Annotated in this window: 23 protein-coding genes, 1 tRNA gene and 1 pseudogene; 2 read left to right on the top strand and 23 right to left on the bottom strand. The window is 68.1% G+C overall.

Annotated elements, in window-relative coordinates; all coding sequences use genetic code 11:
- Positions 1 to 29 precede the first annotated feature (29 nt).
- The 10 genes from rpmE to OOK40_RS29385 all read right to left on the bottom strand — a co-directional run bounded on the left by rpmE (position 30) and on the right by OOK40_RS29385 (position 12699).
- The gene (gene rpmE / locus OOK40_RS29430) at positions 30 to 254 is read right to left on the bottom strand and encodes a 50S ribosomal protein L31 (RefSeq protein ID WP_266487458.1); all 225 of its coding nucleotides are present in this window, start codon (positions 252 to 254) and stop codon (positions 30 to 32) included.
- Between the two features lie 160 nt (positions 255 to 414).
- Positions 415 to 1521 carry an LCP family protein gene (locus tag OOK40_RS29425; RefSeq protein ID WP_266487457.1) on the bottom strand — a complete coding sequence of 369 codons (1107 nt, stop codon included), beginning with the start codon at positions 1519 to 1521 and terminating at the stop codon, positions 415 to 417.
- A 181-nt stretch (positions 1522 to 1702) separates the two neighbouring features.
- Entirely contained in the window at positions 1703 to 3484 is a 1782-nt protein-coding gene (locus OOK40_RS29420; RefSeq protein ID WP_266487456.1) for a trypsin-like serine protease, read from the bottom strand.
- Between the two features lie 265 nt (positions 3485 to 3749).
- The gene (gene rho / locus OOK40_RS29415) at positions 3750 to 5765 is read right to left on the bottom strand and encodes a transcription termination factor Rho (RefSeq protein WP_266487455.1); all 2016 of its coding nucleotides are present in this window, start codon (positions 5763 to 5765) and stop codon (positions 3750 to 3752) included.
- A 380-nt stretch (positions 5766 to 6145) separates the two neighbouring features.
- A complete protein-coding gene (gene thrB, locus OOK40_RS29410) occupies positions 6146 to 7066 on the bottom strand; it encodes a homoserine kinase (RefSeq protein WP_266487454.1) in 921 nt (306 codons plus the stop codon).
- A gap of 307 nt (positions 7067 to 7373) precedes the next feature.
- On the bottom strand, positions 7374 to 8444 hold the full coding sequence (gene thrC, locus OOK40_RS29405; RefSeq protein ID WP_266487452.1) for a threonine synthase: 1071 nt from the start codon (positions 8442 to 8444) through the stop codon (positions 7374 to 7376).
- A gap of 7 nt (positions 8445 to 8451) precedes the next feature.
- Positions 8452 to 9741 (bottom strand): homoserine dehydrogenase, encoded by a 1290-nt coding sequence (locus OOK40_RS29400; RefSeq protein WP_266487735.1) that lies wholly within the window; start codon positions 9739 to 9741, stop codon positions 8452 to 8454.
- Positions 9742 to 9841: 100 nt separating this feature from the next.
- A complete protein-coding gene (gene lysA / locus OOK40_RS29395; protein ID WP_266487451.1) occupies positions 9842 to 11233 on the bottom strand; it encodes a diaminopimelate decarboxylase in 1392 nt (463 codons plus the stop codon).
- A gap of 7 nt (positions 11234 to 11240) precedes the next feature.
- Entirely contained in the window at positions 11241 to 12209 is a 969-nt protein-coding gene (nrtL, locus tag OOK40_RS29390; protein WP_266487450.1) for an ArgS-related anticodon-binding protein NrtL, read from the bottom strand.
- 55 nt (positions 12210 to 12264) lie between these two features.
- Positions 12265 to 12699, bottom strand: a complete 435-nt coding sequence (locus OOK40_RS29385; RefSeq protein ID WP_266487449.1) for a response regulator — start codon at positions 12697 to 12699, stop codon at positions 12265 to 12267.
- A gap of 174 nt (positions 12700 to 12873) precedes the next feature.
- Between OOK40_RS29385 and OOK40_RS29380 the strand changes: the two genes are divergently transcribed.
- Both OOK40_RS29380 and OOK40_RS29375 read left to right on the top strand, forming a co-directional pair.
- Positions 12874 to 12945, top strand: a tRNA-Arg gene (locus OOK40_RS29380).
- Positions 12946 to 13430: 485 nt separating this feature from the next.
- Positions 13431 to 15077, top strand: coding sequence for a hypothetical protein (locus OOK40_RS29375; protein ID WP_266487448.1), 1647 nt, complete (start codon positions 13431 to 13433; stop codon positions 15075 to 15077).
- Between the two features lie 245 nt (positions 15078 to 15322).
- Here OOK40_RS29375 and OOK40_RS29370 read toward each other — a convergent pair whose 3' ends face one another.
- From OOK40_RS29370 to OOK40_RS29310, 13 genes and pseudogenes are all read right to left on the bottom strand, one after another.
- Complete coding sequence (locus tag OOK40_RS29370) at positions 15323 to 16666, bottom strand: site-specific integrase (RefSeq protein WP_323136130.1); 1344 nt, start codon at positions 16664 to 16666, stop codon at positions 15323 to 15325.
- Positions 16663 to 16857 (bottom strand): AlpA family transcriptional regulator, encoded by a 195-nt coding sequence (locus tag OOK40_RS29365; protein WP_266487447.1) that lies wholly within the window; start codon positions 16855 to 16857, stop codon positions 16663 to 16665. Before OOK40_RS29365 ends, OOK40_RS29370 begins: the two co-directional genes overlap by 4 nt.
- On the bottom strand, positions 16854 to 18011 hold the full coding sequence (locus tag OOK40_RS29360; protein WP_266487446.1) for an AAA family ATPase: 1158 nt from the start codon (positions 18009 to 18011) through the stop codon (positions 16854 to 16856). Before OOK40_RS29360 ends, OOK40_RS29365 begins: the two co-directional genes overlap by 4 nt.
- The gene (locus OOK40_RS29355) at positions 18008 to 18904 is read right to left on the bottom strand and encodes a bifunctional DNA primase/polymerase (protein WP_266487445.1); all 897 of its coding nucleotides are present in this window, start codon (positions 18902 to 18904) and stop codon (positions 18008 to 18010) included. Before OOK40_RS29355 ends, OOK40_RS29360 begins: the two co-directional genes overlap by 4 nt.
- A 90-nt stretch (positions 18905 to 18994) precedes the next feature.
- Complete coding sequence (locus tag OOK40_RS29350) at positions 18995 to 19630, bottom strand: hypothetical protein (RefSeq protein WP_266487443.1); 636 nt, start codon at positions 19628 to 19630, stop codon at positions 18995 to 18997.
- Positions 19631 to 19655: 25 nt separating this feature from the next.
- Positions 19656 to 20450, bottom strand: a complete 795-nt coding sequence (locus tag OOK40_RS29345) for a hypothetical protein (protein ID WP_266487441.1) — start codon at positions 20448 to 20450, stop codon at positions 19656 to 19658.
- The gene (locus tag OOK40_RS29340; RefSeq protein ID WP_266487440.1) at positions 20447 to 21058 is read right to left on the bottom strand and encodes a hypothetical protein; all 612 of its coding nucleotides are present in this window, start codon (positions 21056 to 21058) and stop codon (positions 20447 to 20449) included. The genes OOK40_RS29345 and OOK40_RS29340 overlap by 4 nt, the downstream gene beginning before the upstream one ends.
- 10 nt (positions 21059 to 21068) lie before the next feature.
- Positions 21069 to 21257: a hypothetical protein gene (locus OOK40_RS29335; protein ID WP_266487439.1), complete on the bottom strand. Its 189-nt coding sequence runs from the start codon at positions 21255 to 21257 to the stop codon at positions 21069 to 21071.
- Between the two features lie 36 nt (positions 21258 to 21293).
- Positions 21294 to 21545, bottom strand: a complete 252-nt coding sequence (locus OOK40_RS29330) for a hypothetical protein (RefSeq protein WP_266487437.1) — start codon at positions 21543 to 21545, stop codon at positions 21294 to 21296.
- Positions 21546 to 21685: 140 nt separating this feature from the next.
- Entirely contained in the window at positions 21686 to 23929 is a 2244-nt protein-coding gene (locus OOK40_RS29325) for an FtsK/SpoIIIE domain-containing protein (RefSeq protein ID WP_266487436.1), read from the bottom strand.
- Positions 23930 to 24011: 82 nt separating this feature from the next.
- Positions 24012 to 24395 (bottom strand): annotated as a pseudogene (locus OOK40_RS29320) (RRQRL motif-containing zinc-binding protein); the annotation flags it as partial.
- Entirely contained in the window at positions 24395 to 25375 is a 981-nt protein-coding gene (locus OOK40_RS29315) for a DUF2637 domain-containing protein (RefSeq protein ID WP_266487434.1), read from the bottom strand. The pseudogene OOK40_RS29320 and the gene OOK40_RS29315, both read right to left, overlap by 1 nt.
- Complete coding sequence (locus OOK40_RS29310) at positions 25372 to 25668, bottom strand: hypothetical protein (RefSeq protein WP_266487433.1); 297 nt, start codon at positions 25666 to 25668, stop codon at positions 25372 to 25374. The genes OOK40_RS29315 and OOK40_RS29310 overlap by 4 nt, the downstream gene beginning before the upstream one ends.
- Positions 25669 to 26111: the final 443 nt, after the last annotated feature.

Genomic DNA, 26111 nt, shown 5'->3' with positions numbered 1-26111 from the left:
GGGCGGCCGAGGGCCGGCGCAGTGGCTCGCTACTTCTTGGCGGAGCCGGCAGCCTTGCCGAAGCGGGCCTCGAAGCGGGCCACACGGCCACCGGTGTCGAGGATCTTCTGCTTGCCCGTGTAGAACGGGTGGCACTCGGAGCAGACCTCGGCACGAATGCTGCCGCTGCCGATGGTGCTGCGAGTGGTGAACGACGCGCCACAGGTACAGCTGACCTGGGTCTCGACGTACTCGGGGTGGATGTCGCGCTTCAAGGTGTCTCCTAGTTTCGGGAGGGCACCGGGTCGCACGCGCGGATTGCTCGTACGTGAACCGGGGCCGACGTACCAGTCTGCCAGGACCGGCCGTAACTCCCAAAACCGGGGTCCGGCCGGAACTATTCCCCCTGGGGGTGACCCCCGGGTAGCGGCCGGGCTACCGGTTCTTGACGACGGTGCCCGCGTCGCCCTTGTCTCCCGCCGAATCCTTGACCGCGGAGGCCGGAATCGGCCTGTCCTGCTTGATCGCCGTCCAGACCTGCTGGGCGGCGGCCTTGATCGGCACCACACGGTTGGGGTCGGCCGGGTCGTACTCCACCGGCATCGTGATCATGTGTACGTCCTTGGCGCCGAGGCCGCTGAGCCCCCGGGCGAAGTCCATCAGCTCATTGACCGAGTCGAGCTCGGAGTCGGGAGTGATCGCCTTGGTGGCGGTGTCGGCGACATCGAAAAGCCTCTTGGGGTTGCTGAAGACACCGACGTGCTTGACCTGGTCGATGAACGCCTTCATGAAGGCCTGCTGCAGCTGTATTCGGCCAAGGTCGCTGCCGTCGCCGACGCTCTTGCGGGTGCGTACGAGACCGAGCGACTGCTCCCCGTTGAGCTTGTGCGTGCCGGGCTCGAGGTCGAGGTGGCTCTTGGAGTCGTCGATCGCCTTGGTGGTGGTGATCTCCACACCGCCCAGTTTGTCGATGAGCTTCTTGAAACCGGTGAAGTCGACCTCGATGTAGTGGTCCATGCGGATGCCGGACATCTTCTCGACGGTCTTGACCGCACACGCGGGGCCACCGACCTCGTACGCGGTGTTGAACATCGCCCGTTTCTCAGCGGCGGCGGGCTTGCCCTTCTCGTCCGTGCACTGAGGCCGGTCGACGAGGGTGTCACGCGGGACGGAGACGACGCTGGCCTTCTTGTGACCCTGGTAGACGTGCACGACCATCGCGGTGTCCGAGCGCGCGGCGCCTTCGTCCACGCCGTACTCGGCGTTGGCACCGGAGCGCGAGTCGGAGCCCAGGACCAGGATGTCCATGGAGCCGTTGTCGATGTTCTTGGGGCGGTCGGTGCCGAGAGCGGCGTTGATGTCGACGCCCTGGAGATTGCCGTTGAGCTTGAAGTAGAGGTAACCGAGGCCCGACCCGCCGACCAGCACCAGTCCCGCGACGGACCACCCCGCGACGGTCAGTGCCCGGTGGCGTGCGGTGGGCTGTTTACGGCGCTTGCCGCGGCTGCGTATTCGGCTGCCGCTGCTGCTCTGGTCGGCCATGTTCCCCTCGGCTCTCGATGGTCCCGCTACCCCCTGCCGTGGTGTTTCAGGCGCGGTGTCGGCACTGGTTCAGACGGTGAAGCACCAAGAAGGGTTGCACAGGGGTCTGAGAAGCCCCTGAGAAACGCCTGGTGCCCACCGCGACTGCGCGGTGGGCACCATTCGGCGTGTGCGCTGGGCTTTAGCCGAAGAGGTTGTACGCCTGCCAGCCGGTGCCGAAGGCGACACGTGTGGCGAAGATCCCACCGGTGGGCTTGCCGTTGCCCGGGTAGAGCCACAGCTTGCCCGCGGTGTCACGGACGAACAGGTCGGCGTTTCCGTCGCTGTTCACGTCGCCGGTGGTGACCAGCGCGTTGAAGGAGCTGCCGAAGGTACCGACGAGACGGCGGGCCGCGAACGTGCCGGTGGCCTTGCCGGTACCCGTGTACAGGTAGGTGGCGCCGCCGGCGCCGCGGGCCAGGATGTCGGCCCTGCCGTCGCCGGTGAAGTCACCGTGGCCGCGGACGATGCCGTACTGCCCCCAGCCGGCGCCGATCAGGACCGGCGCGGCGAAGGCGCCGGTGCCCTTGCCCGGGTAGAGGTAGGCGTTGCCGGAGGAGTTGACCGTCATCATGTCCGGCAGATCGTCGCCGGTCAGGTCGCCGGGGACCAGGATCTGCTTGTGCGCTCCCCAGCCCTTGGCGATGAGCTTCGGCGCCAGGTCCGGGTCGTAGGCCCAGTAGACGTCACCGTTCGACAGCCGGTAGAGCAGGTCCTGGTAGTCGTCGCGGTTGAGGTCGGCCTGGACCATCAGGGTCACGCCGCCGAAGTAGCCGTGGTTGTACTGGCGGGTGAGCGAGGTGACCTTCGAGGTCCAGCCGAAGAGCGTGCTGTCGGAGGCGCGACGGGCCAGCAGGTCGGCCGTGTGGTCGCCGCTCCAGTTGGCGTCGTTGACGCGGGCCCGGATCGGGGCCGAGTACGTGCTGACCTTGGCGTAGACGCCGTACTTGCCGACGGCCGAGCAGTTCTGGTCGCCCCAGGAGACCAGGCCGACGAGCTTGCCGCCGGCCACCAGCGGGCCGCCGGAGTCACCGTTGCAGGTGGTCTCGCTGGTGCTGTCGTCGCCGGTCGGCGCGGCTCCGGCGCAGATCATGTGGCCGACGATGTAGGACGAGCCGTAGGCGGTCTGGCAGGCGGAGTTGGAGTTGATGTCCGCGTCGGCGACCTTCAGCGTCTGCGAGGCGCTGTTGGTCACGGTGGAGCTGGTACGGCCCCAGCCGTACACCTTGGCGTCCGTGCCCGGCGTGTACAGCGCGGTGTCCGTGTTCTGCATGATCGGCAGCGGCTTCACGGAGACCGGCGAGGTCAGCGTGAGCACGGCAACGTCGTTGTCAATGGTGGCCGCGCTGTACGCCGGGTGGTTCCACTGGCGGTAGGCGCCCCGCAGGACACCGCCGTGGAAGTCCCAGGTGCCGTCGGACAGCTCGGTGGGCAGCTGGTCGGTACCGGTGATGACCGTGCCGGTCTCGTACCACTTGATGCCCTTGACGCAGTGCGCGGCGGTGGCGACCTTCGTCGGGGCGACGACGACGCCGCCGCAGAAGTAGCCGTTGCCCAGGCTGTCCGCGAAGTGGAGCTGAGCCATCCACGGCGCCGCCGAGATGGTCGTCGTCGAACCACCGATGATGCGGGCGCTCGGAGCCGACGTCGTCTCGGACGTCGACGAGGAGGAGGGCTGCTGCACGAGAGTGCGCTTGCTGGCCTTGTCGGCCTTCATCGCCTCGATCGTGCGGCTGCGCAGTTCCTGCTGCGACAGCGGGTCGATCTGCTGCCGGGAGCCCAGCTGGGGGCCCTCGGTCTCGGCGGCCTGGGAGCCGGACATGGCCAGGCCCGTACCGACGAGTGCCGCCACGACTGCGGCGACGGCCGGTACCGCGATTCTGATGCGGCGCTTGTGACGACCACCACGGGTGCGTATCTGCACTCGGTAACCCCTCGGGTTGAACCGGCAGAGCGCACACGGCCCCACCGGTAGACAAACGGGCGCGGTGGGGCAAACGAACAACAGGGCAGCCCGGACCCGAGGCCCCCCGGCCTCTCTCGGTGCTGCGGCGGATTCCCCCCCACCGGTAACCAGCGCATGATACGCACGTCAACTGAGCGTTGACCAGCGGCTGATGGGGCTCGGGAGAAAACGAGACCGCCCCGTCACCTGGGTGACGGGGCGGTCTGTTGAACGAAGGACGACGTCAGTCGCTGCCGTTGCCGGCGGACGGGGTCGTCTTCTGGATCTGCAGCAGGAACTCGGCGTTCGACTTCGTCTGCTTCATCTTGTCGAGCAGCAGCTCGATCGCCTGCTGCTGGTCGAGCGCGTGCAGCACGCGGCGCAGCTTCCAGGTGATGGCGAGCTCGTCGCTGCCGAGCAGGATCTCTTCCTTACGGGTGCTGGACGCGTCCACGTCCACCGCCGGGAAGATGCGCTTGTCCGAGAGCTTCCGGTCGAGCTTGAGCTCCATGTTGCCGGTGCCCTTGAACTCCTCGAAGATCACCTCGTCCATACGCGAGCCGGTGTCGACCAGCGCGGTGGCCAGGATGGTCAGCGAGCCGCCGTCCTCGATGTTGCGCGCGGCACCGAAGAAGCGCTTCGGCGGGTAGAGCGCGGTCGAGTCGACACCACCGGACAGGATGCGTCCGGAGGCGGGGGCCGCGAGGTTGTACGCACGGCCCAGGCGGGTGATCGAGTCCAGCAGGACGACCACGTCGTGGCCCAGCTCGACGAGACGCTTGGCGCGCTCGATGGCCAGCTCGGCGACGGTGGTGTGGTCCTCGGCCGGGCGGTCGAAGGTCGAGGAGATGACCTCGCCCTTCACCGACCGCTGCATGTCGGTGACCTCTTCCGGACGCTCGTCGACGAGGACGACCATCAGGTGGCACTCGGGGCTGTTGACCGTGATCGCGTTGGCGATCGCCTGCAGGATCATGGTCTTGCCGGTCTTCGGCGGGGCCACGATCAGGCCTCGCTGGCCCTTTCCGATCGGCGCGACGAGGTCGATGATCCGGGTCGTCAGCACACCCGGGTCGGTCTCGAGGCGCAGCCGGTCCTGCGGGTAGAGAGGGGTCAGCTTCTGGAACTCCGGGCGGCCGCGGCCGGATTCGGGCGCCATGCCGTTGACGGAGTCGAGGCGGACCAGCGCGTTGAACTTCTCGCGGCGCTCGCCTTCCTTGGGCTGACGGACGGCACCGGTGACGTGGTCACCCTTGCGCAGACCGTTCTTGCGGACCTGGGCGAGCGAGACGTACACGTCGTTCGGTCCGGGCAGGTAGCCCGACGTACGAATGAACGCGTAGTTGTCGAGGATGTCCAGGATGCCCGCGACAGGGATCAGGACGTCATCCTCGGAGACCGGCACCTCGCTCGCGAAGTCTTCGCGGCCACGACGGCCACGACGGTCGCGGTAGCGGCCACGGCGTCCGCGCCGGCCGCCCTCGAAGTCGTCGTCCTCGTCGACACGCGGGCCTGCGCCCTGGCCGCCCTGCTGGCCGCCCTGGCGCTGCTGGCGCTGGCCGCCCTGCTGCTCGTCGCCCTTGCCGCGCTGGCGGTCGCGCTGACGGTCACGCCCGCGCTCGCCCCCGCGCTCACCACGCTCGCCGCGCTGGCGGTCCTGGCGGTCGCGGCGGCCCTCGGCGCCGTCCTGCGCGGACACGGCGGTGGCAGCCTCGGCCTTGGCCTCGGGCTCCGCCTCGGTCCGTACGTCCTTGACGTCGACAGCCGTCTCGGTCTTGGCCTCGGCCTTGGTCTCCGGGCTGCCCGCCTGCGCGGTGGCCCGACGACGGCGGCGCTCACCGGCCGGCTGGTCGTCGCTGGCCGGCTGGCCCGGAATGTCGATCTGCTGCTGGGCGACGGCCTTCTCGGCCTTCTCGGCCTTCTCAGCGGCGGCGGCATCGCCGGTGCGGGCCTTGGAGGTGGCACGGCGCTTCGGCTTGGTCTCGGCCTCGCCGGTACCCGCCTCGGCGCTCTTCGGCGCGGAGCTGCCGGCCTGCGCCTCCTTGATGACCTCGATCAGCTGGCTCTTACGCATGCGCGCGGTGCCCCTGATGCCGAGGCCGGACGCGACCTGCTGCAGCTCGGCCAGGACCATGCCCTCGAGGCCGGTGCCGGAGCGGCGGCGCCGTGAGGTGGTGCCAGAGGCAGCACCTGCGGCGGGCGCGGTGGTGTCGACGTTGTTGTCGGCAGTCACGCCCATCAGATCGGTGGTGTCGCTCACGAAGGGTCCTTCCCTGGAGCGGACGTCGGCCTTCTGGCTCGGCGACCGGTTGTGCTGTCCGACAGCGGTTGCGTATCGCGAACCGATGCCGGGGCGGTGGTCCCGCCGGATAGAACGGCGGAAAGAGATTCAGTGCAAGGTCCGGCCCGAGGTCCCCCTGCTCGGCCCACTCCTGGAAAAGCGAGGGTTTCGTGCCGGTTCCGGAGCGTGCTCGAAACTGCTCAGGCAGGCTGCTCAGGCAGTTGGGGAGGCTCCCGGAAGAATGTTGGTCCCGAAGGGGGACACGAAGCTCCGCGCCACAAAGACGTCAGGTGCAGACTTGAGGTTAACACTACCGGCTCCAACAAACATTCCCCCTCTCCCTCACCGGCAATCTCGTGTCACTGCGGGGCGAGCGGCAGAACACTCGCGCCCGCGGCGTCGAAGGTGAGCCGGTTGGCCGCCCACCCCTCGCCCGCCAGCCGTGCGACCTTGTCGGCCACACCGTCCTCGGTCAGCGCAAGGACCGTGGGGCCCGCGCCGGAGATGACTGCAGGGACGCCGTCGGCCCGCAGTCGGTTGACAAGGTCGACGCTCTGCGGCATCGCCGGGGCCCGGTATTCCTGGTGGAGCCGGTCCTCCGTGGCGGGCAGCAGCAGCTCAGGACGCCTGGTCAGCGCCTCCACCAGCAGGGCGGCTCGGCCCGCGTTGGCGGCGGCGTCCACATGGGGGACGGTACGCGGCAGCAGCCCGCGTGCGGTCTCCGTCAGCACGGGCTTGCTGGGCACGAAAACCACCGGAACGACGGAATCGGACGGGTCCATCCTGATGGCGCGCGCCGCTCCCCCGTCGGTCCATGCAAGCGTGAATCCGCCGAGCAGACACGCGGCGACATTGTCGGGGTGTCCCTCGATCTCGGTGGCGAGCTCGAGCAGTGCCGCGTCGTCGAGCTTGGCGTCGCCCCCTATGGTCACCGCGCGGGCGGCGACGATGCCGGCGCAGATGGCCGCCGACGACGAGCCCAGACCGCGCCCGTGCGGGATGCGGTTGGCACAGACGACCTCGAGGCCGCGCGGCTGCCCGCCGAGCAGGTCGAAGGCCGTACGCAGGGAGCGTACGAGCAGATGACTCTCATCGCGGGGCAGCGTCGATGCGCCTTCGCCCGCGATGTCGATGTGCAGACCGGAGTCCGCGACCCGTACGACGACGTCGTCGTACAGCCCCAGGGACAGGCCGAGGGCGTCGAAGCCCGGGCCGAGATTGGCGCTGGTGGCGGGGACGCGCACTCGGACGGCGGCGGCGCGGAACGCTGGACCGGCCATCGCTCGATGACACTCCTTGGTTCTGGCTACGAGATTTTTTCGAGATCTGCGAACAATGCGAACAAGACGTACGAACACCCGTGGGCCTCAATGGCAACAACACCGCGGCATATGCGGCGGGGCGGGTTCGGTACAGCGTATCGAAGGAAGGTTCAGTGGCGACATAGGGCGCACAGGAGGCGCACGATGCGTGTCGCAGGCCTCCTGTGCCCCTACGTACGCCGATGTCCGGCTTGCCTTGCTTTCCCCCGGGGCTTTCGCGCACCTCCGGGAGGGCGGGTTTACGCCATCCCGTCGGAGTGCGGGTTTACGCCAGTCCCAGCCGCTGGGCGGCGGCAGCCGCGTCGACCGGCACGGTGACCGGCTGGGGCGCTCCGGCGACGGCCCAGTCGGGGTCCTTGAGGCCATTGCCGGTGACGGTGCAGACGATTTTCTGGCCCGGGTCGACCTTGCCCTGCTCGGCCGCCTTGAGCAGACCGGCAACGGACGCGGCGGACGCGGGCTCGACGAAGACGCCCTCCTGCGAGGCCAACAGCCGGTAGGCACGCAGGATCTCACGGTCCGTCACCTCGTCGATGAAACCGCCCGACTCATCGCGCGCGGCGAGCGCCTGCTGCCACGAGGCGGGGTTGCCGATCCGGATCGCTGTGGCGATCGTCGAGGGGTCCTTGACCACTTCGCCGCGCACGATCGGGGCCGAGCCGGAGGCCTGGAAGCCCCACATTCGGGGAGTGTGCGTGGACATCTTGTCCGCGGCGTACTCCTTGTACCCCTTCCAGTACGCCGTGATGTTGCCGGCGTTGCCGACGGGCAGCACATGAATGTCGGGGGCGTCACCGAGCGCGTCGACGATTTCGAACGAGGCGGTCTTCTGGCCCTCGATACGGAACGGATTGACCGAATTGACCAGCGCCACCGGGTAGTTGTCGGACAGAGCGCGAGCGAGATTCAGGCAGTCGTCGAAGTTTCCGTCGACCTGAAGGATGCGCGAGCCGTACACCAGCGCCTGGCCCATCTTGCCCAGCGCGATCTTGCCCTGCGGCACGAGGACCGCGCAGACCATTCCCGCCCGTACGGCATAGGCGGCGGCCGAGGCCGACGTGTTGCCGGTGGAGGCGCAGATGACCGCCTGCGCGCCCTCCTCCTTGGCCTTGGTGATGGCCATGGTCATGCCGCGGTCCTTGAAGGACCCGGTGGGGTTGGCGCCCTCGACCTTGAGATGCACCTCGCAGCCCGTGCGCTCGGAGAGGACATTCGCCGGGACGAGCGGCGTACCACCCTCGCCGAGCGTGACGACCGGCGTCGTGTCCGTCACCGGGAGTCGGTCCCGGTACTCCTCGATGATGCCGCGCCACTGGTGGGTGCCGTTGGTCGTCATGGGTCCCTTACTCCCCTTCAACACGCATGATGCTGGCGACACCGCGCACGGTGTCGAGCTTGCGCAGCGCCTCGACGGTCCCGGAAAGGGCGGCGTCGGGCGCGCGGTGGGTGACGACGACGAGGGATGCCTCGCCGTCCTTGCCCTGCTGACGGACCGTGTCGATGGACACGCCGTGCTCGGCGAAGACCGTCGCCACCTGGGCGAGCACGCCCGGCTTGTCGGCCACGTCGAGACTGATGTGGTACCGCGTCACCACGTCGCCCATGGGGCTCACGGGCAGCTGGGTGTACGCGGACTCGCCCGGCCCGGTGGACTCGGCGAGCCTGTTGCGGCATACGGCGACGAGGTCGCCGAGTACCGCGGACGCGGTGGGCGAGCCGCCCGCGCCGGGACCGTAGAACATCAGCTGCCCGGCGGCTTCGGCCTCGACGAAGACGGCGTTGTACGCCTCGCGGACGGAGGCGAGCGGGTGGCTGAGCGGGATCATCGCGGGGTGCACGCGGGCCGTGACGGACTGCCCGTCGGCCGCGCGCTCGCAGATGGCGAGGAGCTTGACGGTGCAGCCCATGCGCTTGGCGGAGGCGATGTCGGCGGCGCTGACGTCGGTCAGGCCCTCGCGGTAGACGTCGTCGAGGCGTACGCGGGTGTGGAAGGCGATCCCGGCGAGGATGGCGGCCTTGGCGGCGGCGTCGAAGCCCTCGACGTCGGCGGTCGGGTCGGCTTCGGCGTATCCGAGGGCGGTGGCCTCGTCCAGGGCCTCGGAGTACCCGGCCCCGGAGCTGTCCATCTTGTCGAGGATGAAGTTCGTCGTGCCGTTGACGATTCCGAGCACCCGGTTGACCTTGTCGCCGGCCAGGGACTCGCGCAGCGGCCTGATCAGCGGAATCGCACCGGCGACCGCGGCCTCGAAGTAGAGGTCCTTGCCGTGCTCCTCGGCGGCGGCGTAGAGCGTCGTGCCGTCCTCGGCGAGCAGCGCCTTGTTGGCGGAGACGACGGAAGCGCCGTGCTCGAAGGCGGTGGTGATGAGCGTGCGGGCGGGCTCGATACCGCCGATGACCTCGATGACGACGTCGATGTCGCCGCGTTTGACGAGGGCGGTCGCATCCGTGGTGATGAGGCCCGGGTCGATGCCTTCCCGCACCTTGGAGGGGCGGCGGACGGCGACACCGGCGAGCTCGACGGGGGCGCCGATACGGGCCGCGAGGTCTTCGGCGTGCGTCGTCATGATGCGCGCCACCTCTGAGCCGACCACTCCACAGCCCAGCAGCGCCACCTTCAGCGGACGCGTACGCATCATCCGACCTCGCTTCTCATTACTTCTACGGTGTGGACCAGTCTCACTCACCGGACGGAAGTTTCTATCCTCCGTCCGGCATGCGAGACATCTATCTCAACTATCCGACGTCAAGACGCAGGAGATCTTCCTCCGTCTCACGCCGTACGATCACCCGCGCCTCGCCGTCCGTGACGGCGACGACGGGCGGGCGCAGCGCGTGGTTGTAGTTGCTGGCCATCGAGCGGCAGTACGCGCCGGTCGCGGGCACGGCGATCAGATCACCCGGGGCGAGGTCGGCGGGCAGGAACGCGTCCTTGACCACGATGTCGCCGCTCTCGCAGTGCTTGCCGACCACACGGGCGAGCATCGGCCCGGCGGTGGATGTCCGCGACACCAGGGCCACGCTGTACTCGGCGTCGTACAGCGCGGTGCGGATGTTGTCGGACATGCCGCCGTCGACGCTGACGTAGGTACGCAGACCCTCGAGCGGCTTGATGGTGCCGACCTCGTACAGGGTGAAGGCGGTGGGCCCGACGATCGCGCGGCCCGGCTCGACGGAGATCCGGGGCGTACGCAGCCTGGCGGCCTCACACTCACGAGTGACGATCTCGTTGAGCGCCTTGGCGATGTCGTGCGGCTCGCGCGGGTCGTCGTCGGAGGTGTACGCGATGCCGAGACCGCCGCCGAGGTCGATCTCGGGCAGCTCGATGCCGTGCTCGTCGCGGATCTCGGCGAGGAGGCGGACGACGCGGTGGGCGGCGACCTCGAAGCCGGAGGTGTCGAAGATCTGCGAGCCGATGTGGGAGTGGATGCCGATGAGCTCGATGCCGTCGAGCCTGAGGGCGCGGCGAACGGCCTCGGCGGCCTGGCCGCCCGCGAGCGGGATGCCGAACTTCTGGTCCTCGTGCGCGGTGGCGATGAATTCGTGGGTGTGCGCTTCCACTCCCACCGTCACCCGGATCTGCACGCGCTGGCGGGTGCCGAGCCGCTGGGCGGTGTGGGCGACGCGGACGATCTCCTGGAAGGAGTCGACGACGATGCGCCCGACGCCGGCCTCGACGGCCCGGTCGATCTCTTCCTGGGACTTGTTGTTGCCGTGGAAGGCGATGCGGTCGGCGGGCATGCCGGCGTCGAGAGCGGTGGTGAGCTCGCCCCCGGAACACACGTCCAGGTTGAGCCCCTCCTCCTTGAGCCACCGCACAACCGCCCGTGACAGGAAGGCCTTCCCCGCGTAGAAGACGTCGGCGTCCTTGCCGAAGGCGTCGGCCCAGGCGCGGCAGCGGGCGCGGAAGTCGGCCTCGTCGAGGAAGTAGGCGGGGGTCCCGAACTCCTCGGCGAGCCGCGTCACTTCCATGCCGCCGACGGTGACGACGCCGTCGTCGTTGCGGCCGACCGTGCGGGCCCAGACCTTCTCGTCGAGGACATTGAGGTCGGTGGGCGGGGCGGTGTAGTGACCTTCGGGCAGGACGTCTGCGTGGCGGGGCCCGGCGGGGTGTGCGGAACGGCTCATTCTTCTCTCACAGGTAGTCAGGGGCGCTGATGCCGAGCAGGGACAGGCCACCGGCGAGCACCGTCCCGGCGGCTTCGGCGAGCGCGAGCCGGGAACGGTGGGCGGCCATGGGTTTCTCGTCGCCGAACGGCAGGACGTTGTGCTGGAAGGCGAGAAAGGCGTCGGCGGTGCTCTCCAGATGCCGGGCGAGCCGATCGGGCGCGCGGAGGCGTGCGGCGGAGGCGAGGACGGCGGGGTGGTCGCCGATGGCGGTGGTGAGGGCGGGGGCGTCGACGTGCTGCTGCGGGTCGCCGGCGAACCCGAGCTCTTCGGCGTTGCGGGTGAGGGCCCTCGTACGGGAGTGGGCGTACCGGACCCGGAAGAGCGGATTGCGCTCGTGCTGCACGAGGAGGTCGGTACCCGCCTGCGGCCGGTCGTGCGCGGCGCCCGAGAGCAGGGCCCAACGGGCGGCATCGGGACCGAGCCGCTCGAGAAGGTCCTGCGCGGGGGCGGGCACGACATGCAGGGCTTCGGGGTCGCCGTGCGTGACGTCGGCGCCCTGGGTGCGCAGGAGCTCCAGGACGGTCTCGGCCCAGACGCGGGCGCGGAGCTCGTCGGCGGTCTGGAGGCGTACGGAGAGGTCGGCGGCCCAGTCCCCGTGCCCGTAGGTGAGGCCCCGCTCCAGCACCTGCCGTACGAGGGCCTGCTGGACGCCCGCGTCGAGGGTGAAGTTCAGGAACCCCGGGCCGGTGATCTCAACGCGGGCGATCCCCGGGCTGTGGGCGATCCGCCTCCGCAGCTCCTCGGCAATGGCGCGCGGTTGCTGCCGGGCAGGCCCGGCGAGCCGCAGGGCGACATTGGTGGCGTAGTCCCCGCATCCACCGGGCCGGGGCCGCTCGACACTGACGCTCTCGGGCACGGGCGCATGCAGCACACCGTCCTCCACCGCGCGGCACACGGCGTGCAGCACGGTACGAGAGAGCTCGGCGGGGGTCACGGGACAAGCGTATGGGAGGGAGGGGGGGCCTTCGCGAACCGGTTTCGCGATGCGGTCAGCCCCGTGCGCTTTCCGCCCGCCCGGCGCCATGCCTGCCGTCGACGGACGGCGGGCCCTCCCGATGCATCAACTGCCGTACGAGCCGGACCAGCTCGGCAGGCTCGAAGGGCTTGGCGAGAAAGGCGTCGACACCGGCGGCGAGGCCGCTCTCCACCTCGTACTGCGTGCACGCACTGATGATCGCGACGGGCAGATGACGGGTCCGCGGATCATCCCGCAGCCGCGCGGCGGTCCGCAGCCCGTCGAGGCGGGGCATGACCACATCGAGGGTGACGACATCGGGACGGACGCGATGCACGACCTCCAGGCACTCGGCACCATCGGCCGCGGTCACGACCTCGAAGCCCTCCAGCTCGAGATTGACCCTGATCAACTGCCGGATGACCCGGTTGTCGTCGACAACGAGCACACGGCCGGACGCCCCTGACACAACTCGAGAGTAGGTCTGTGGGCAGGGCCGCGTCCGGGTTTTGCCGACTTCTACCCCGCGAGGGCGACCTTTCGGACTCCGGGAGGTCGGCCCGGGGGGCCCGAAATACCTGTCCACGGGGACCGTGTGGGAGCTGGTAGGGTTCTACCCGTCGCCGCCGAAACGCGGCGGAACGCCCCCGTAGCTCAGGGGATAGAGCAACGGCCTCCGGAGCCGTGTGCGCAGGTTCGAATCCTGCCGGGGGCACTCGCCAAGCAGCCAGCAAGAATCGCGCGCTGAGCTGGGCGGATGCCGTTGAGGGAGGGCGGGAGTCAGTCTTACTGACTCCCGCCCTCCCTCGTTGTGTCTCACTGTTCGCGACACATCCACGACACGCTCCCGATTGCAGCTGCCGCCAATCCACGAGCGCAAGCACCACCTCTCAGCCCGCACGCACTCGATAGATCATCAACGGCGTTGCGGTGGGCGAACCGCTGGACCGGCGCGTGACACGAGCACCGCACCGCGCAGATGTCAGGAGCGAGCGCCAGCTGTCCCGACGCTGTGACGTGGGATCAAGCTGACTCTGTGGGCGGGCCCCAGTGCAGAAGGTCTGGTCACCTTAGCCGCCCCATTAGGCCAAACGGGTGACACGCGAGGTGCCAAAGTCGCCATTCGGGACCACTATCGGATTGAGGGGTGAGAGTGATTTAAGAATTGATGGATCGGAAGTCGGCGAGGGAGGGCTCCTAATGACTCTGTGGGCAAGCTTCTTGATCAAGATCATGCCGTGGAAAATACCGTTGCAGCAAGGTGAAATATTAGAGTTCCCGGAGACGGATCAATCCGATATGGCAGGCCTTGAGCCCCTCGCATGCTGCCTGCTTCGCACTTATACTTCGTGGCGCGTAAGGTCAGTCCAACACATAGAACTTACGAGTGCGCAGTGGTCGGAACGCAGCCGCACTATTGATGTCCAAGCGCTTACCGACATAGCGAGAATGCAACATGACCCTGCCACTGCCGACTTGCGCAGAGAACTTAATAGTCAGTTCGGATCAGATGTGGATCAGTGGCCTGATTCGAAAACGCTAATTCTACCCATCGCTTCATTCCCCAAGGAGCCCCTGCTTGATTTTCAGATTACAGTTGACGATCAACCAGCCTACCGGATTTCCCGCAAAGAAACCGCGAGACTTAAAGCCAAGTATATGGCCTATCTCGCCAAGCAAGCCCACCTCTTGGACGACAAAGAAAGGATCCTGGAGGAGGACTCTGATCTCAGTTTCTTGCTGTCTGCGATTTTCGCCTTCAGGCCGACCACCTGGCACGGAATGCGCAAATGGAACTTTTTCAAAGCCCCACTCTGGACATATCTCAAGAGAGCCATTCCCGGCAAAGTGCTAAATCGCGATAGATACGCGACATGGAAGGAAATCCAAAAGGACATAAAGGAAATCGTCAAGAGGCAAGTAGTTAGCACCCATAAGAGCGCCACACAAAACCCCATACTGGCACTGCCCGACCTTCTTGCTGCTCAACCACAGTTGCCCACGAATCGAATACACAGAATCCTTAGCGATCTCAAGAATCTGCTGGATGCAGCAGAGCGAGTCGCTGGTGCAGATCCGGAGAGCGAGGAGACCAGAGCAGCACGAAAGTTGCTGTCGACCTATTCCTCTTATGGCTGGCGATGGGAAGCGATTACCGTTTGTCGCGTACCACTGAACAAGCCCTTCATAATCAAAGTGAAGGAAAAGCGGAGCATCTATTTCGACGCACCGAAGCGCGATGACATTCGGGCTCTCTATAGGTGGCCACGTGATCTATTTTTCCCGAGAGCCCGACACCACCTCTCTTTTCACGATGCTGGCTCGAATTATGTACATATCAGCGCACCCGACAATAGCGTACGGCCAGTCAAGCTAAGGTGCCGCGCGTTCAATGACACATGGAAGAAGCTCCCGACCGCACGGAAGGTGAACGGCTCAGCCGACGATGAGCTGAAGAGTGCCGAGTACTACTCACGTTACGACTCCTCAGAGAGCCGAGACGAAAGGATTTGGGTTGAGTGTCGCCTATCGCAGACGGTTTTCCGATCCATGCTCCATTGGGGAATAATCGCGATCACCATTTCTGCAATATGGCTCCTTCTCTATTTGGTGTACGCGAAAAACTATTCGCTTGGCAGTAAGGACGTGGCCACAATTCTCATACCAGCGACTTTCGCCGCTACCCTGCTGCTCGCAGCAGATGCAAGCACACTGGGTAGGCGCGTTAAGCGTCTCAAGCAGCTTTTGCTGCTTGCCGCACTTGTTACCCTGTGGTGCGTGACTCTCACTCTCTACATAAAAGGTCACATTTCAATAGATGAAGCGCAAGTAATCTGGCGTTTCTAGGGGATCCTGTCCGTGCACTGAGCCGAGCCTGATTGAACTCCACTCGGCTATCTGATTCCAGATCCCACTCCGCTGGAAGGGGTGAAGGGCGGTCCAGGCCTTCCCGGACCGCCCTTGACTCACGTGCGGCCCTTCATTACACCCCGTCGCCATCTTCCACTAGCGACTTCGCGATCTTCTCGTTGGCGGCTTTCTCGTGTCCATCGATGCAGCCGTGGTAGCGCCGGTGGATCACTTCCGGCGAATTACCAACTCGACGAGCCACCTCGGCGATCGGGACCCCCGCGTTCAGCCATCGCGTGATGCACGCGTGTCGCAAGATCGTATGGGCGCCCTGCCAATGGCGACTCGGCTCGCTCCGGAGGCAGGGCGTACCTCCGTGCCTCCTCCCACGCGCGCCAGTACGTGGACGAGCCGACCACTCCCCCGCGCTCGTTCCCGAACACCCGCCCCTCCTTGGCGGTCCCGAACTCCTTCAGATGCACCTGAAGGATGGTGACCAACACGGGAGGGATGGGGACTGGCCGGTCCGTGGCTGCCTCACGTGCCTTCAGTCCCCTGCGGTCGTGTCGCTCCCCGGAGTCCGTCCATTGCTTGCCAGAGACGGGGCGCGTCTCCCGCAGCGTCAGTGTTCCCCAACCCGTCTCCGGCAGGTGACAGTCAGACAGCCGCAGTCCGACCGCCTCGGCGGGCCTGAGCCCTGCGTAGTAGAGCACCGCGTAGAACGCCACTAGTCGCCGCCCACGGTTGCGGTCCCATGACCCGACGTACGAGACCGCGGTGAGCAACTGCCGCCCCTGTACGGCGTTCACGAGGACACGCCGGTCCACTACGTCGACGGAGCCCACACGCTTCTTGCGGGTACGCTGAAGCGGGTTCTCCGGGAGCTCCCCGACGTCCACGGCGTGTTCGAGCGCGGTGTTCAGGGCACGGCGCCGCCGCTTGCACGTCTCGCCTGCCGCGCGGATGCCATCGAGCCGGTAGCTGAGGCGATACTGGACATCTTCGAACACCTCCGTGTCGGTCAGGTCGACGACCGGCCGGTCCGATGTCGTCAGCCAGTCGTAGGCGGCCTTCAACTCCGCCGGCGCTTCCTTCCCCGCATTCGCAGGCACGATGCCCCACCGGAAGGCGAGCCGGAGATCCGTGTCCTCGGGGACGCCCGCTCCTCGCTGCACCATGGCGAGCGCTACGGCAGCAAGCCCGTCCGCCATGCTCTCGCGCGACTTCGCTGCGCTGGTGCGCCACCGCCCGGCGACGTACTTCCGGCAGAACTCGAACCACCGCAACGGCGGCTTGGCCTGAGCAGCTTCGGCCGCCGCACGGACTTCGGACTCAGGAAGGCCCGAGGCGACCTCGAACGCGTCGCCGCGCCTCATGGCTTGCCACAGCTCCGAGCGTCGACTCTCGGCGAGCGCGGACGTGGCGAAGGTGTCGCCGTGTACGCGCCCGGCAACCACCCAACGCAGGCGGTAGGGGCGGGACTTCCGGCCTGTCTTCGAGACCTTCCATAGACGGAGGTCGAGGGAGTACCCCGGCCGGGCCGACCCTCGAGGGCGCCCGGTCGGAGTCTCGTCTTTCGTGCTCACGCAGCGTCCTCCCGCTCCGTCAGCCATCGCTCGTATTCGGATCGGCGGATCCGCACGTCACCGTTCGGCAGCTTGATCGAGCGGGGCGCCTTACCAAGTTGGCGCCACCTGTAGAAGGTCGAAGGGGCAACCTTGAGATTGGCTATGACCTCGGCAATGGTCAGCTTCTCGTCCATCGCGCGGACGCTCATAGCGCCCCCCTCTCAGCTTCGTTCGAGCCGGACAGCCCGGACAGTCCCGGTTCTGACTGTCCGGTTCGTTTTCCCAGGTCAGGTGAGTCAACCGGACAGTCGGACAGCTGGGACACCTCCTGGATGGCCTGTGTCCGGGTGTCGGTGTCCGGGTAGTACCGGCCGCCCGCGTCTTTGGCGAGCTGTCCGTCTGCGGCCATGCGCGAGCAGGTGCGGCGCACGGTGTCCGCGTCGGCGTCCGGCAGGGCTTCGGCGATGTCCTTGGGCTTGGCTCCGGGGTTGGAGCGGACGTGGCGCAGGATGGCTGCGCGGGTGTCGCTCACGGTGTGGTCCGAGACGGGCCCGTCGAGCAAGTGCCAGGCGCCGGAGGCGTCTTGGAACTGGAGCGCGTATTCGGCTTCGTTCACGTCGCGTCCGGTGACGTGGAGGATGCCGTCGGCCTGCCCGCGGGCCCGCTTGAGTACGAGCGTCGCGTCGGCCGCACCTGCGATGCCGTTGGTGCCAGAGACCTCGGTGAGGAAGTCCTCGGAGGCCATCTTGCGGACGTGGTGGACCAGGACGACGGCGATGCCGTAGTGGTCCGCGAGCCGCTTGGCGTAGCCGACGGCGACGTAGTCCGCGTCGTAGGCGGACACGCCTTGCGGTGCTTGTCCGCGCATTTTGGCGAACACGTCGATGACGACCATGCGTGCGTCCGGGTTGCGCTCCAGCCATGCGGCGATGGCCTCGCTTCCGCCCTGGGGGAAGGGCGGGCACTCGGTCACCAGGGTCAGACCGGCCGGTGCTTTCTGTCCGCCCAGCAGCTTGCCCATGCGGGTCTGAAGACGGCGCGGAGTGTCCTCCAGCGCGAGGTAGAGAACCGGGCCGCCCTGGACGGGTACCGAGTCGAACGCCATGCCCCCGGCGGCGACCGCGAGGCCAAGTCCCAGGGAGAGCCAGGACTTGCCAACCTTGGGCGGTCCGGCGAGCAGGCTGACGCCTTCGGCGAGGATGCCGGGGACGGCCCATTTCGGCTCCGGGAAGTGCGCGGCCATGAGCTGGTCCGCAGTCCACGAGGTCCGGGGCCGCTCCCGCTTCACGGGTGCTGCGGCGGGGGTCTGCAGGTCGCTGGGAACGGAGTAGAGGTGCAGCGGGGGAATCGGGTTGGTACTCATGCCGCGACCGTCCGGGGGCGCTTGGCTCCGGCCCGCAGGCCGGAGGCGATGGTGCGCCGGGCTTCACGCTCGCTCTGCCCGGTCTGGAGCGCGGCGGCGGTGAGCCACTCGGTGACCTCGGCCTCCCCGAGTGCTCCCCCGGCGACCAACTGCCCGAGGGCGACCGCGGCGATGTAGAGCGCGGTGTTGCGCTCGCCTTCCTGGGCGCGGGTGACCCGCTCCAACTCCCCGTTGATCGCTGCCCGCAGCCACTTGCCGCACCGGTCGGAAGCGAGCGTGACCATAACGGGCTTTTGCGGCGGCAGCGGCGCCGGGCGCAGCAACTCCAGCAGCCAGCCCGGCAACGGCTGCACCGGAGCCTCGTCAACAACCGTGTAGGGACGGCCGCCGAAGCTGCTGCCCGCGGCGACGACGAGTCCGCCGACGGCTCGGGTGTCCACCTTCCAGCCGAGCCCTGTGCTGCTGTCGCCGGTGGTGTTGCGCAGTTCCTCACCCTCAGGGGCGGCGAAGTACAGGTGCGTCCCGCCACTCCACGTCCGGACGGTGTAGGTGGTGCTGGGGTAAGGCTGTCCGTGCTGGTCGCACAGCACCTTCAGTACGTCGGCGCCGTTGGCGACGCCGTGGGCAGCCCAATCGGCCGGCGGGGTGTCGTCGGGGGTCTTGGGCATGTCCAGGTCGACGACGACCAGCCGGGACGGGCCGGTGGCGATGCCGATGTTGTACGGCGCATGAGCCCAGCACCGGGCGATGCGCTCGGGGTCGGTCGTGGCGCGCTCGGCCCAATCACGGATTGCCGGGCGCTTGTCGCCCGGGATGAGGGGGAAGACGTGCCAGCCGCGGGCGGCGACATCCTGCGCGGCCTGGTGCAGCGCGGAGCGTTCGGGTTGAGGCATCCTGGGGATCTCCTGTTCTGTCTTTGGACGGAGCGGGGAGAACCGCGGCGGCGGGCGACCTTGCTGGGGAGTCCCGCCGCCGCGGCGTTGCTACTGGTTCTCAGCCCATTGGGCGTACTGCTGGCGCACGTAGCCGCGCGGGTCGGCGATGCCCTCGGCGCGGTCGATGTCGAGCAGGTGGCGGGCCGCTTCGGTGGCGGCCTCGCATGCGTCGCCGAACCCCTCTCCGGCCTGGTCCCCGAGGGCGATGCGGTCCAGTACCGCGGCCTTGCGAAGCCAGAACTCCCGCCCGAGCAGGGCACCGGTCGGACGCCCGACGGCGTGGTACGCGGTCCACCCGATCTCGATGGAGATGCACGGCGCGGTGGCGTATGCGGTTTCCGGGCTCGGCCACGGGCTCAGCTTCGGGTCGGCGTCGACGTACGGGCGGGCGGCTTTGCCGTTGCGGCGGATGAGACCGGCCGCGAGCATGTCTTCATACGGGATGCCGGTGCAGGGACGCGTTTCCTCAGTCCCCTCGGGCGTGAACCAGAGGCTCGTTCCTTCACCGCCGCAGACGGTGCAGTCTTCATGGCTGGCGCGGTGGTCGGCGGTGACGTACAGCCGGTCCATGTCCGTGTGCCGGGACGGCAGGCGACGCACGGAACCGGTGTCGAAGAGGCCGTTCAGCGCGGTCGTGATGCGGTCGGTGTCGGCGGGGTCGCAGATGATGCGGAGTTCGAACACGTTTCTCTCCAGTTCGGTGAACGGGTTACGCGGCGTCGAGGGTGGGTTGCTGCCAGGGCGGCAGGGCGTTGATGACGCGCTCGCGCCAGGCGAGGGCGTAGGGAAGGCAGTTGGCGCAGTTCTTGTGTGGGTGGCCAGGCAGCGGGGGCCGGTAGCGGGCGTGGGAGCTCCAGGCCGCAGAGTCGGCGGAGGCGAGCAGGTGGCCGACTCTGGCCAGACCGAGGGTCTTGAAACCGAACCCGTGCAGCTTGAGGCCGTGGGCGGCCATGGCGGTGACGATGGCCGCGCCCTCGCGGGTGGACTGCAGGCGGCAGACCGAGCCCAGGCCCACGGTCGGCTCGCGCTTCAGGTCGACCCCGGCCTTCTCATACAGCTCCAGGCAGTGCTCATACTCCGGGACCTTGCGGCCTTGTAGAACGGGGATTATTCGCAACTCTGGGGCCAGGGAGCGCAGTTCGAGGAAGTTGGCGACGGTTCGGCGCTGGTGCTCGTCGACATTCAGATGCGTGCCGACGAAGCGCTGCCCTTTGACGGTGCCGCCGTGGATGATGAGGTCCTCACACATCCAGTCCTGCGGGGCGGCCCAGTCGAACGGGCCGACGTGCTCCCATATGCGGCGCAGGTCGCCGATGTACTGGCGCGGGGTACGCGTCCAGCGGCCATGGCGCTGGAGCTCCGAGAAGCCGCCGGAGTCCACCGCGTAGGGGCCGAGCGCTTCGGGCAGGGTGCGCGCTACCGCGAAGTGCTCCGACTTCAAGAACAGCGGCCTGTGGGTGAGGCGGACCCAGTGTCGTTTGTGGGTGGTCAGGTAGAACCTCACCGCGCCTCCTGCTCTTCGCAGCCACTCGGGAGCTGCGGGAGCCCAGCTTTGGTGAGCGCGGCAGGGTCGAAGCCGGGCAGCGCTGCGCGGGTGATGAGCGCGGTGGCGAGGGCTTCGGCGTAGGCGGCACCGGAGCGGGCCACCTCGATCTGCGCTCCGGCGCGCAGCGCTTCCACCCGCTCGAGGTGCGCGTGCTCCTCACGCCGCTCGATGGTGCGCCGCTCGTACGCGACGCTCTCGCGGCGGTCGGTGCGCCAGTAGCGGGCCGCGAGCCCGTAGGCGATGGCGGTGGCGAGGACCCAGAGCAGCAGCGGCAGGGAGATGCCGTCGGCGTATCCGGCGACCCCGGCGAGGGCGAGCCCTCCGGAGGCGGCGAACGCGGTTCCGGCGATGGTGCTGTCTCCGGCGCGGCCGACTGAGGCGCAGGCGCCCGCGGCCGCCGCGCCGGTGGCCAGCACGGTCATCAACGCGGCGTTGCCGACGGAGTGTTCGGCCCCATTCGCGTTCCAAATCCGGGCCAGGATCAGCACGGTGGAGGTGGCGAGCGCAGGGCCAGCTTTGGGCGCGATGACCGCGAGCCAGTGGCGGGCGACGATGGGTTCGTTCACGGTCGCTCCTCTACAGGTCGCCGACGGCACTGATGAACGCCGTGGCCAGTTGGTTGATGGGTCCGGCGGCGCCGGTGGAGGCGAGGAAGAAGCCGAACATCGCGGCGACGAACGCGGCTCCGTAGCCGAGGGTCTTGGAGCGGAGCAGGAAGAACAGGACCAGTCCGAACAGGGCCACGAGCGAGACGGTGACGGCCATGCGCGGAACCTCCTTTCGGGATGTTGGGCGGGGTGGTCAGCGGGTGCCTTCGCGGTAGATCCGCTGGGCGCGGTTGAAGAGCCAGCGGCCGATGCGTATGCGGCGGCCGGTGGCCTTGCAGCGGCGGCAGTCCTTGCCGCGCTTGAGCTGTCCCTTGCGGTCGGTCTTCATCTGGAAGCCCCAGCCGTTGCACTTGCGGCAGCGGCCGAAGGGGCTGCCCGCGCACATCGCCGCATAACAGAGCGTGACGACGAGTAGGCAGGCGATAGCAGCAGCGATGGGGGTCATCAGGGCCCTCCCAGGCCGGTTTTGAGGGTTTGTGCTGGTGGGGTGCTATGCGCTAGATCGCTGGTGGGGTGCGGTTTGGGGTGCTAGCGGGGGTGCTACCGGTAGCAGGTCACCTTGCTACCGGTAGCGGCCCTGTGGGGTTAGGCGGCGCCCCGGTTTTCGTCACGCTCCGCGATTGCCTTGGTGAGGTCGGCGCGGACGATGCCGCGCCTCGTGGTGCGGTCCCCGTCGTCCGTCATTCCGGCGACACCGGTGGTCTTGATGCCGTGCGGCTTGAGCGCGGAGGTGACGTTCTCGCCCTTCCAGCCGCCGTAGACCTCCGGCCGCAGCTCCGCGAGGCGGGCTGCGATCCGCTCGTTCCACACCCGCTCCTCGCTCACCGGGACGACCGCGGCGACGTCGGCGAGCAGGTCATACGACGGGCCCTTGACCGCATCGGTGTCCTGTCCGAGCGCGATGCCGGACAGGGTGCCTGCCGCCTTGCGCAGCGCCAGGGCGCGCTGGGCAATCCTCTCGGTGTCGGAGGTGTCCAGGTAGGCGGCGCGGACCACAACCGGCAGGGTGGTCGCGCCTGCGAGGTAGCCGTTACCGGCGTCGATCTCGGGCCGGAACTGGGTGGCGCGCACCCCGTTCTTGTAGGAGCTGGTGCCGAGGATCATGTCGTTCTCGATCTGGCCTGCGACTTTGAGGCAGTACCGGATGGACACGTTGCCGCTGATCCCGGTCGGCAGCGAGTCCTTGTCCGGCCGCTGGGTGGCCAGGATCAGCATCACACCGAGCGCGCGGCCGAGCTTGATGATGAACTCGGCATCCTCGCCTGACTGCTTGCCGTACTTGGCGTGGGCGAACAGGTTCTGGCACTCGTCGAACACGGCCAGCAGCGGCCACAGCTTCAGCGAGCGCTTGTCGGCGATCTGCCGGGTGATGCGCTTGTCCGGGCAAAGGTCCCGCGGCAGCATCTTGATCGCCTTGGCGCGGCGCATGACTTCCTCGCGCAGCACCTTGAGGGAGTCGGCCGCGTACTTGATCGACTCGTCGTCGATGCCGGAGACGAACCTGTGCGAGACGCATTCGAGGGCGTCCAGGTCACCGGTGCCCTTGTTCTCGTGCAGCCACAGTTCAACCGACGGGTCAAGGGCCGCCCCGCAGGCCAGCACCCGCACGGCGCTGGTCTTGCCCTGGCCGGGCAGCGAGCCGACCAGCACGTTGTGCTGGATCATCGGCACCGACTGGTCACGTCCGCGCGGGTCGATGCCGAACGGGTTGCGCTTGAAGATGTCGTGCCGCTTGGCCTCGGCGAGCTGCCACTTGACCTTGCCGGTCTTGGACAGGTCCCGGTCCCCGACCCACAGGATGAGTCGTCCCTCGTGCTCGTTCGGGTCAGCATCCACCCACACGCAGCCCAGCGGGCGACGCAGCCCGGAAGCGAGTCGGGCGCGCCGGTCGGCGACGTCCGCGACGGTGACCCCGAGCGGCAGGTCGATGTCGGCGCGCCAGCCCGGCCCTTCGCGGGTGATCGGAGCGGCGAACTTGATCCCGTCCAGTCCCTTGGCGACCGCGGAAGCGATCTGCCCGATGCCGATGGATGCCATCGCCTTGACCACAATGTCGCTGGTCAGCTTCTGCACCTCGGTCTTGATGACCGCCCGCATCGCCAGCGGCGCATCGGCCGGCGCACCCAGCACGCCCAAACCGAGCACGCCCACCGCAGTGGCAATGACCTGCGTCAACGGCTCCGCGCCGAAGACCAGGAACAGGCCCATCCCCAGGCCGAACAGGGCCCCCAGGATGGTGAGGAGCATGCGCAGGCGCACTCGGCGATCCCGCTGCTTGGACAGCTTGAGATACAGCTCGGAGTTCTCGCGCCGTGCCTCGGCCTGGCGCAGCGGCTCGCCCTCGGCATCCACGGCCCAACGACCCACCCGTCCGAGCCCGTTGGCCAGGCCGCGCGGGGAGCGCCAGATCAGCTTCGGCACGTACAAGACCGGCACCCGCACCGCATGGAACGCGACCGTGTGCCAGGCATGCCCGGCCAGCCACTTCACTCCGTCCTTGAACTCCGCAACCGACTTCATCCACACCGGGATAACGTCGAGGCGCTTCGAGCCTTTGATCCGGTCGAGCAGACCCGGACCCGACACAGTCGGCTCGGCGCGGTCCACCAGGGTCGGGCGGGAGTCGTCCGACTGCTCGGGGTCCCAGTCGGCCGACTCGGTCGGCTGCGAGTTGGCACCCGGGTCGGGCGACCGGCCGGACTCGGAGTCGGCCGACTCCGTACGGGCCGACCGCGCCTTGTCCAGGTCGACTACCTCGCCCGGGGAATCGACGTCCATCTCGGCTTCCAGCCGGTTGAACAGTTCGTTCTCGTCATCGGGGTGATTCACTGAACTTCCTTCCAGAGGTGAGGGATGACGGGCCCAGCCGACGCTGTGAGAGGTGAGCGGTCGGGCCCTGTCGTGCACTTACGGCGGTGCGCTGTTCCTCGGGATAAGCGCAGGTGACGCACATGCCGAGCGAGGTCGGAATGCAGTACCCGGCATCGGTCCGGCAGGCGGGGCACCAGCGGCGCGCGGCCATAGCTCGGTCGAGCGCAGCCAGCTTGGCGGGCGTCATCGGCCGGACCGGTTTGGCCCGGTCGATGCGGTACAGGTAGGCGACCAGCGCGCCCGACTTGCGGCCCCGACAGCGGCGCATCACCTGCGCGGCGACCGGCTGCCCGCCCGGCCGTAACCCGCGGGCCCGGAGCTGGCGCCGGGTGGCGTAGCCGTCGGGGGCAAAGCGCCATGGGTAGGTCGGTATCCCGTAGGTGGTGCCGTTCGGGTCGTAGCACTTGCCGAACGTCGGCGACATCAGGCAACCGCCTCATCCGACTCGTCACCCTCGACGGGGTGCAGGCGCCTGCCGTTGGCCCGCTCGCTCAGCAACGCGTCCCGCAGGATGCGGGAGTTGGCTGCCGAGCAGTGCAGCGTCGTGCGGATCGCCTCGGCATTGATCGCGTCGTCGGCCCAATCGGCGGTGGCTTCGCGTGCCTCGGCCAGCAGCTCTGCCGGGGTCCGCTGCGGCTTGGCCGTCGGGGGCTTCCGGGTGCGCCTGCGAGGCTCGGGCGTCTCGTCATTCGGCGGTACGGGCGGCTTGGGTACTTTGGGGCCGACAGGCGGTTGTTCCTCGCTCGCCGGGCTCAGCTCCCCGAGCTTGAGCAGCACCCGCTCCGGACGCGGGGTCTTGGAGCGCCAGCGCCGTCCGTGGCGCTCGCGCAGCTCGGCACGAGCGAGCTGCCGCTCACGCTCCCGCCCGAGCGCGTCGGAGTAGGAGGTGACTTCCCACAGCGTCATCCGGCGCCACAGCGCGAACGTGGACAACGGCGCGAGCAGCCAGCGGGCGCGGCGGATCTTCTCCATCCGCCGTCCGGTAACCGCGCCGATCCGTGCGGCATAGACGTGCGCGGCGACCTCAGAGAGGACCACCCACAGCAGCGGCATCGTGCCGTGGGCCAGCTTCGCCGACAGCGAGTGCCCGGCCGCGACGTTCAGCCAGCACGTCACCCCGGTCAGCGCCCACGGCACGAACCGCACCCAGCCCAACGGCATGTCCGTGCGGATCAGCAGCAGGAACGCAGCGGTGAACACCGGGATCGCCACGTCGATGCCGACCGGCAGCATCCACGGGGAAGCGAACCCCCAGCGGGCCCCGGCAGTCGAGACAGCTTCGAAGGAGGAAGCCAGCCCCAGACCACCGACTCCGGCGGCGAGCACGGCGACCGCGCCCAGCAGCCACAGCTCCGGCTGGGTCAGCGGCGGCACCGCGGGCCGCGTCTCGGTTGCGGTGCTCATGCCGCCACCCCGGTCCGGCGCGACTGCCGACGGCGGACCCTGGCCCCGGCGAGCGGGGTGACGTTGAACAGCTCCGGGGCGAACGCCTCGATCGCCTCGGCGGCGACCTGGCTCACCCGGTCGGGAAGATCAGGGTTGTCGGCGAGGATGTCGCGGGCCGCGTCCAGACGGGCCGCCCGCTCCATCTCGCTCTCGCCCTCAACCCCGAGCCACAGCTCAACCGGGGTGCCAAGGGCCAGTTCGACGAAATCCGTTTCGCTGACGACCTCATGGCCGCCGATGTACATACGCATAGGGCTCTCCTGAGTCGGAGGAACAGGGAGAACCGGGGCGGCAGGCGACCTTGCTGGGGAGTCCTGCCGCCGCGGCAGGGTCTTGCGTGAGGGTTCGTGCATCCGGCAGCGGCACGTTCGGCCGCTGAGCCGTTGGTTTCGAGCAGTGCACGGCCCAGTGATCCGTGCGGGCCGCCTTTTCAGTGGAGGCGGTGGCCATATGGAGTTCTCAAAGATCAGTCGCTTCCGTCGAGTCCGTTTCACGGGACCCTCCAGGCGATGCAGTACCTGTATTACAGGTACTGCATGAGCGTGGCGTCAAGTAGAACGGCGGAACTTCTCGGGCCTGCGCCGGAACTTCTTGGCGCACCATCAGAATCGGTGCAGGTGGGGGGCGTTGGTCACCCCACCCGTGGACAGCTCAGGTTGATCTGGCTACCGTCAAGAGCTCCCAAGACGTCCCA

The organism is Streptomyces sp. NBC_01481 (assembly GCF_026339995.1).
Classification (GTDB): Bacteria; Actinomycetota; Actinomycetes; order Streptomycetales; family Streptomycetaceae; genus Streptomyces.
The sequence above is the reverse complement of the archived record's forward strand: the minus strand, read 5'-3'. Positions and strand labels throughout refer to the sequence as shown.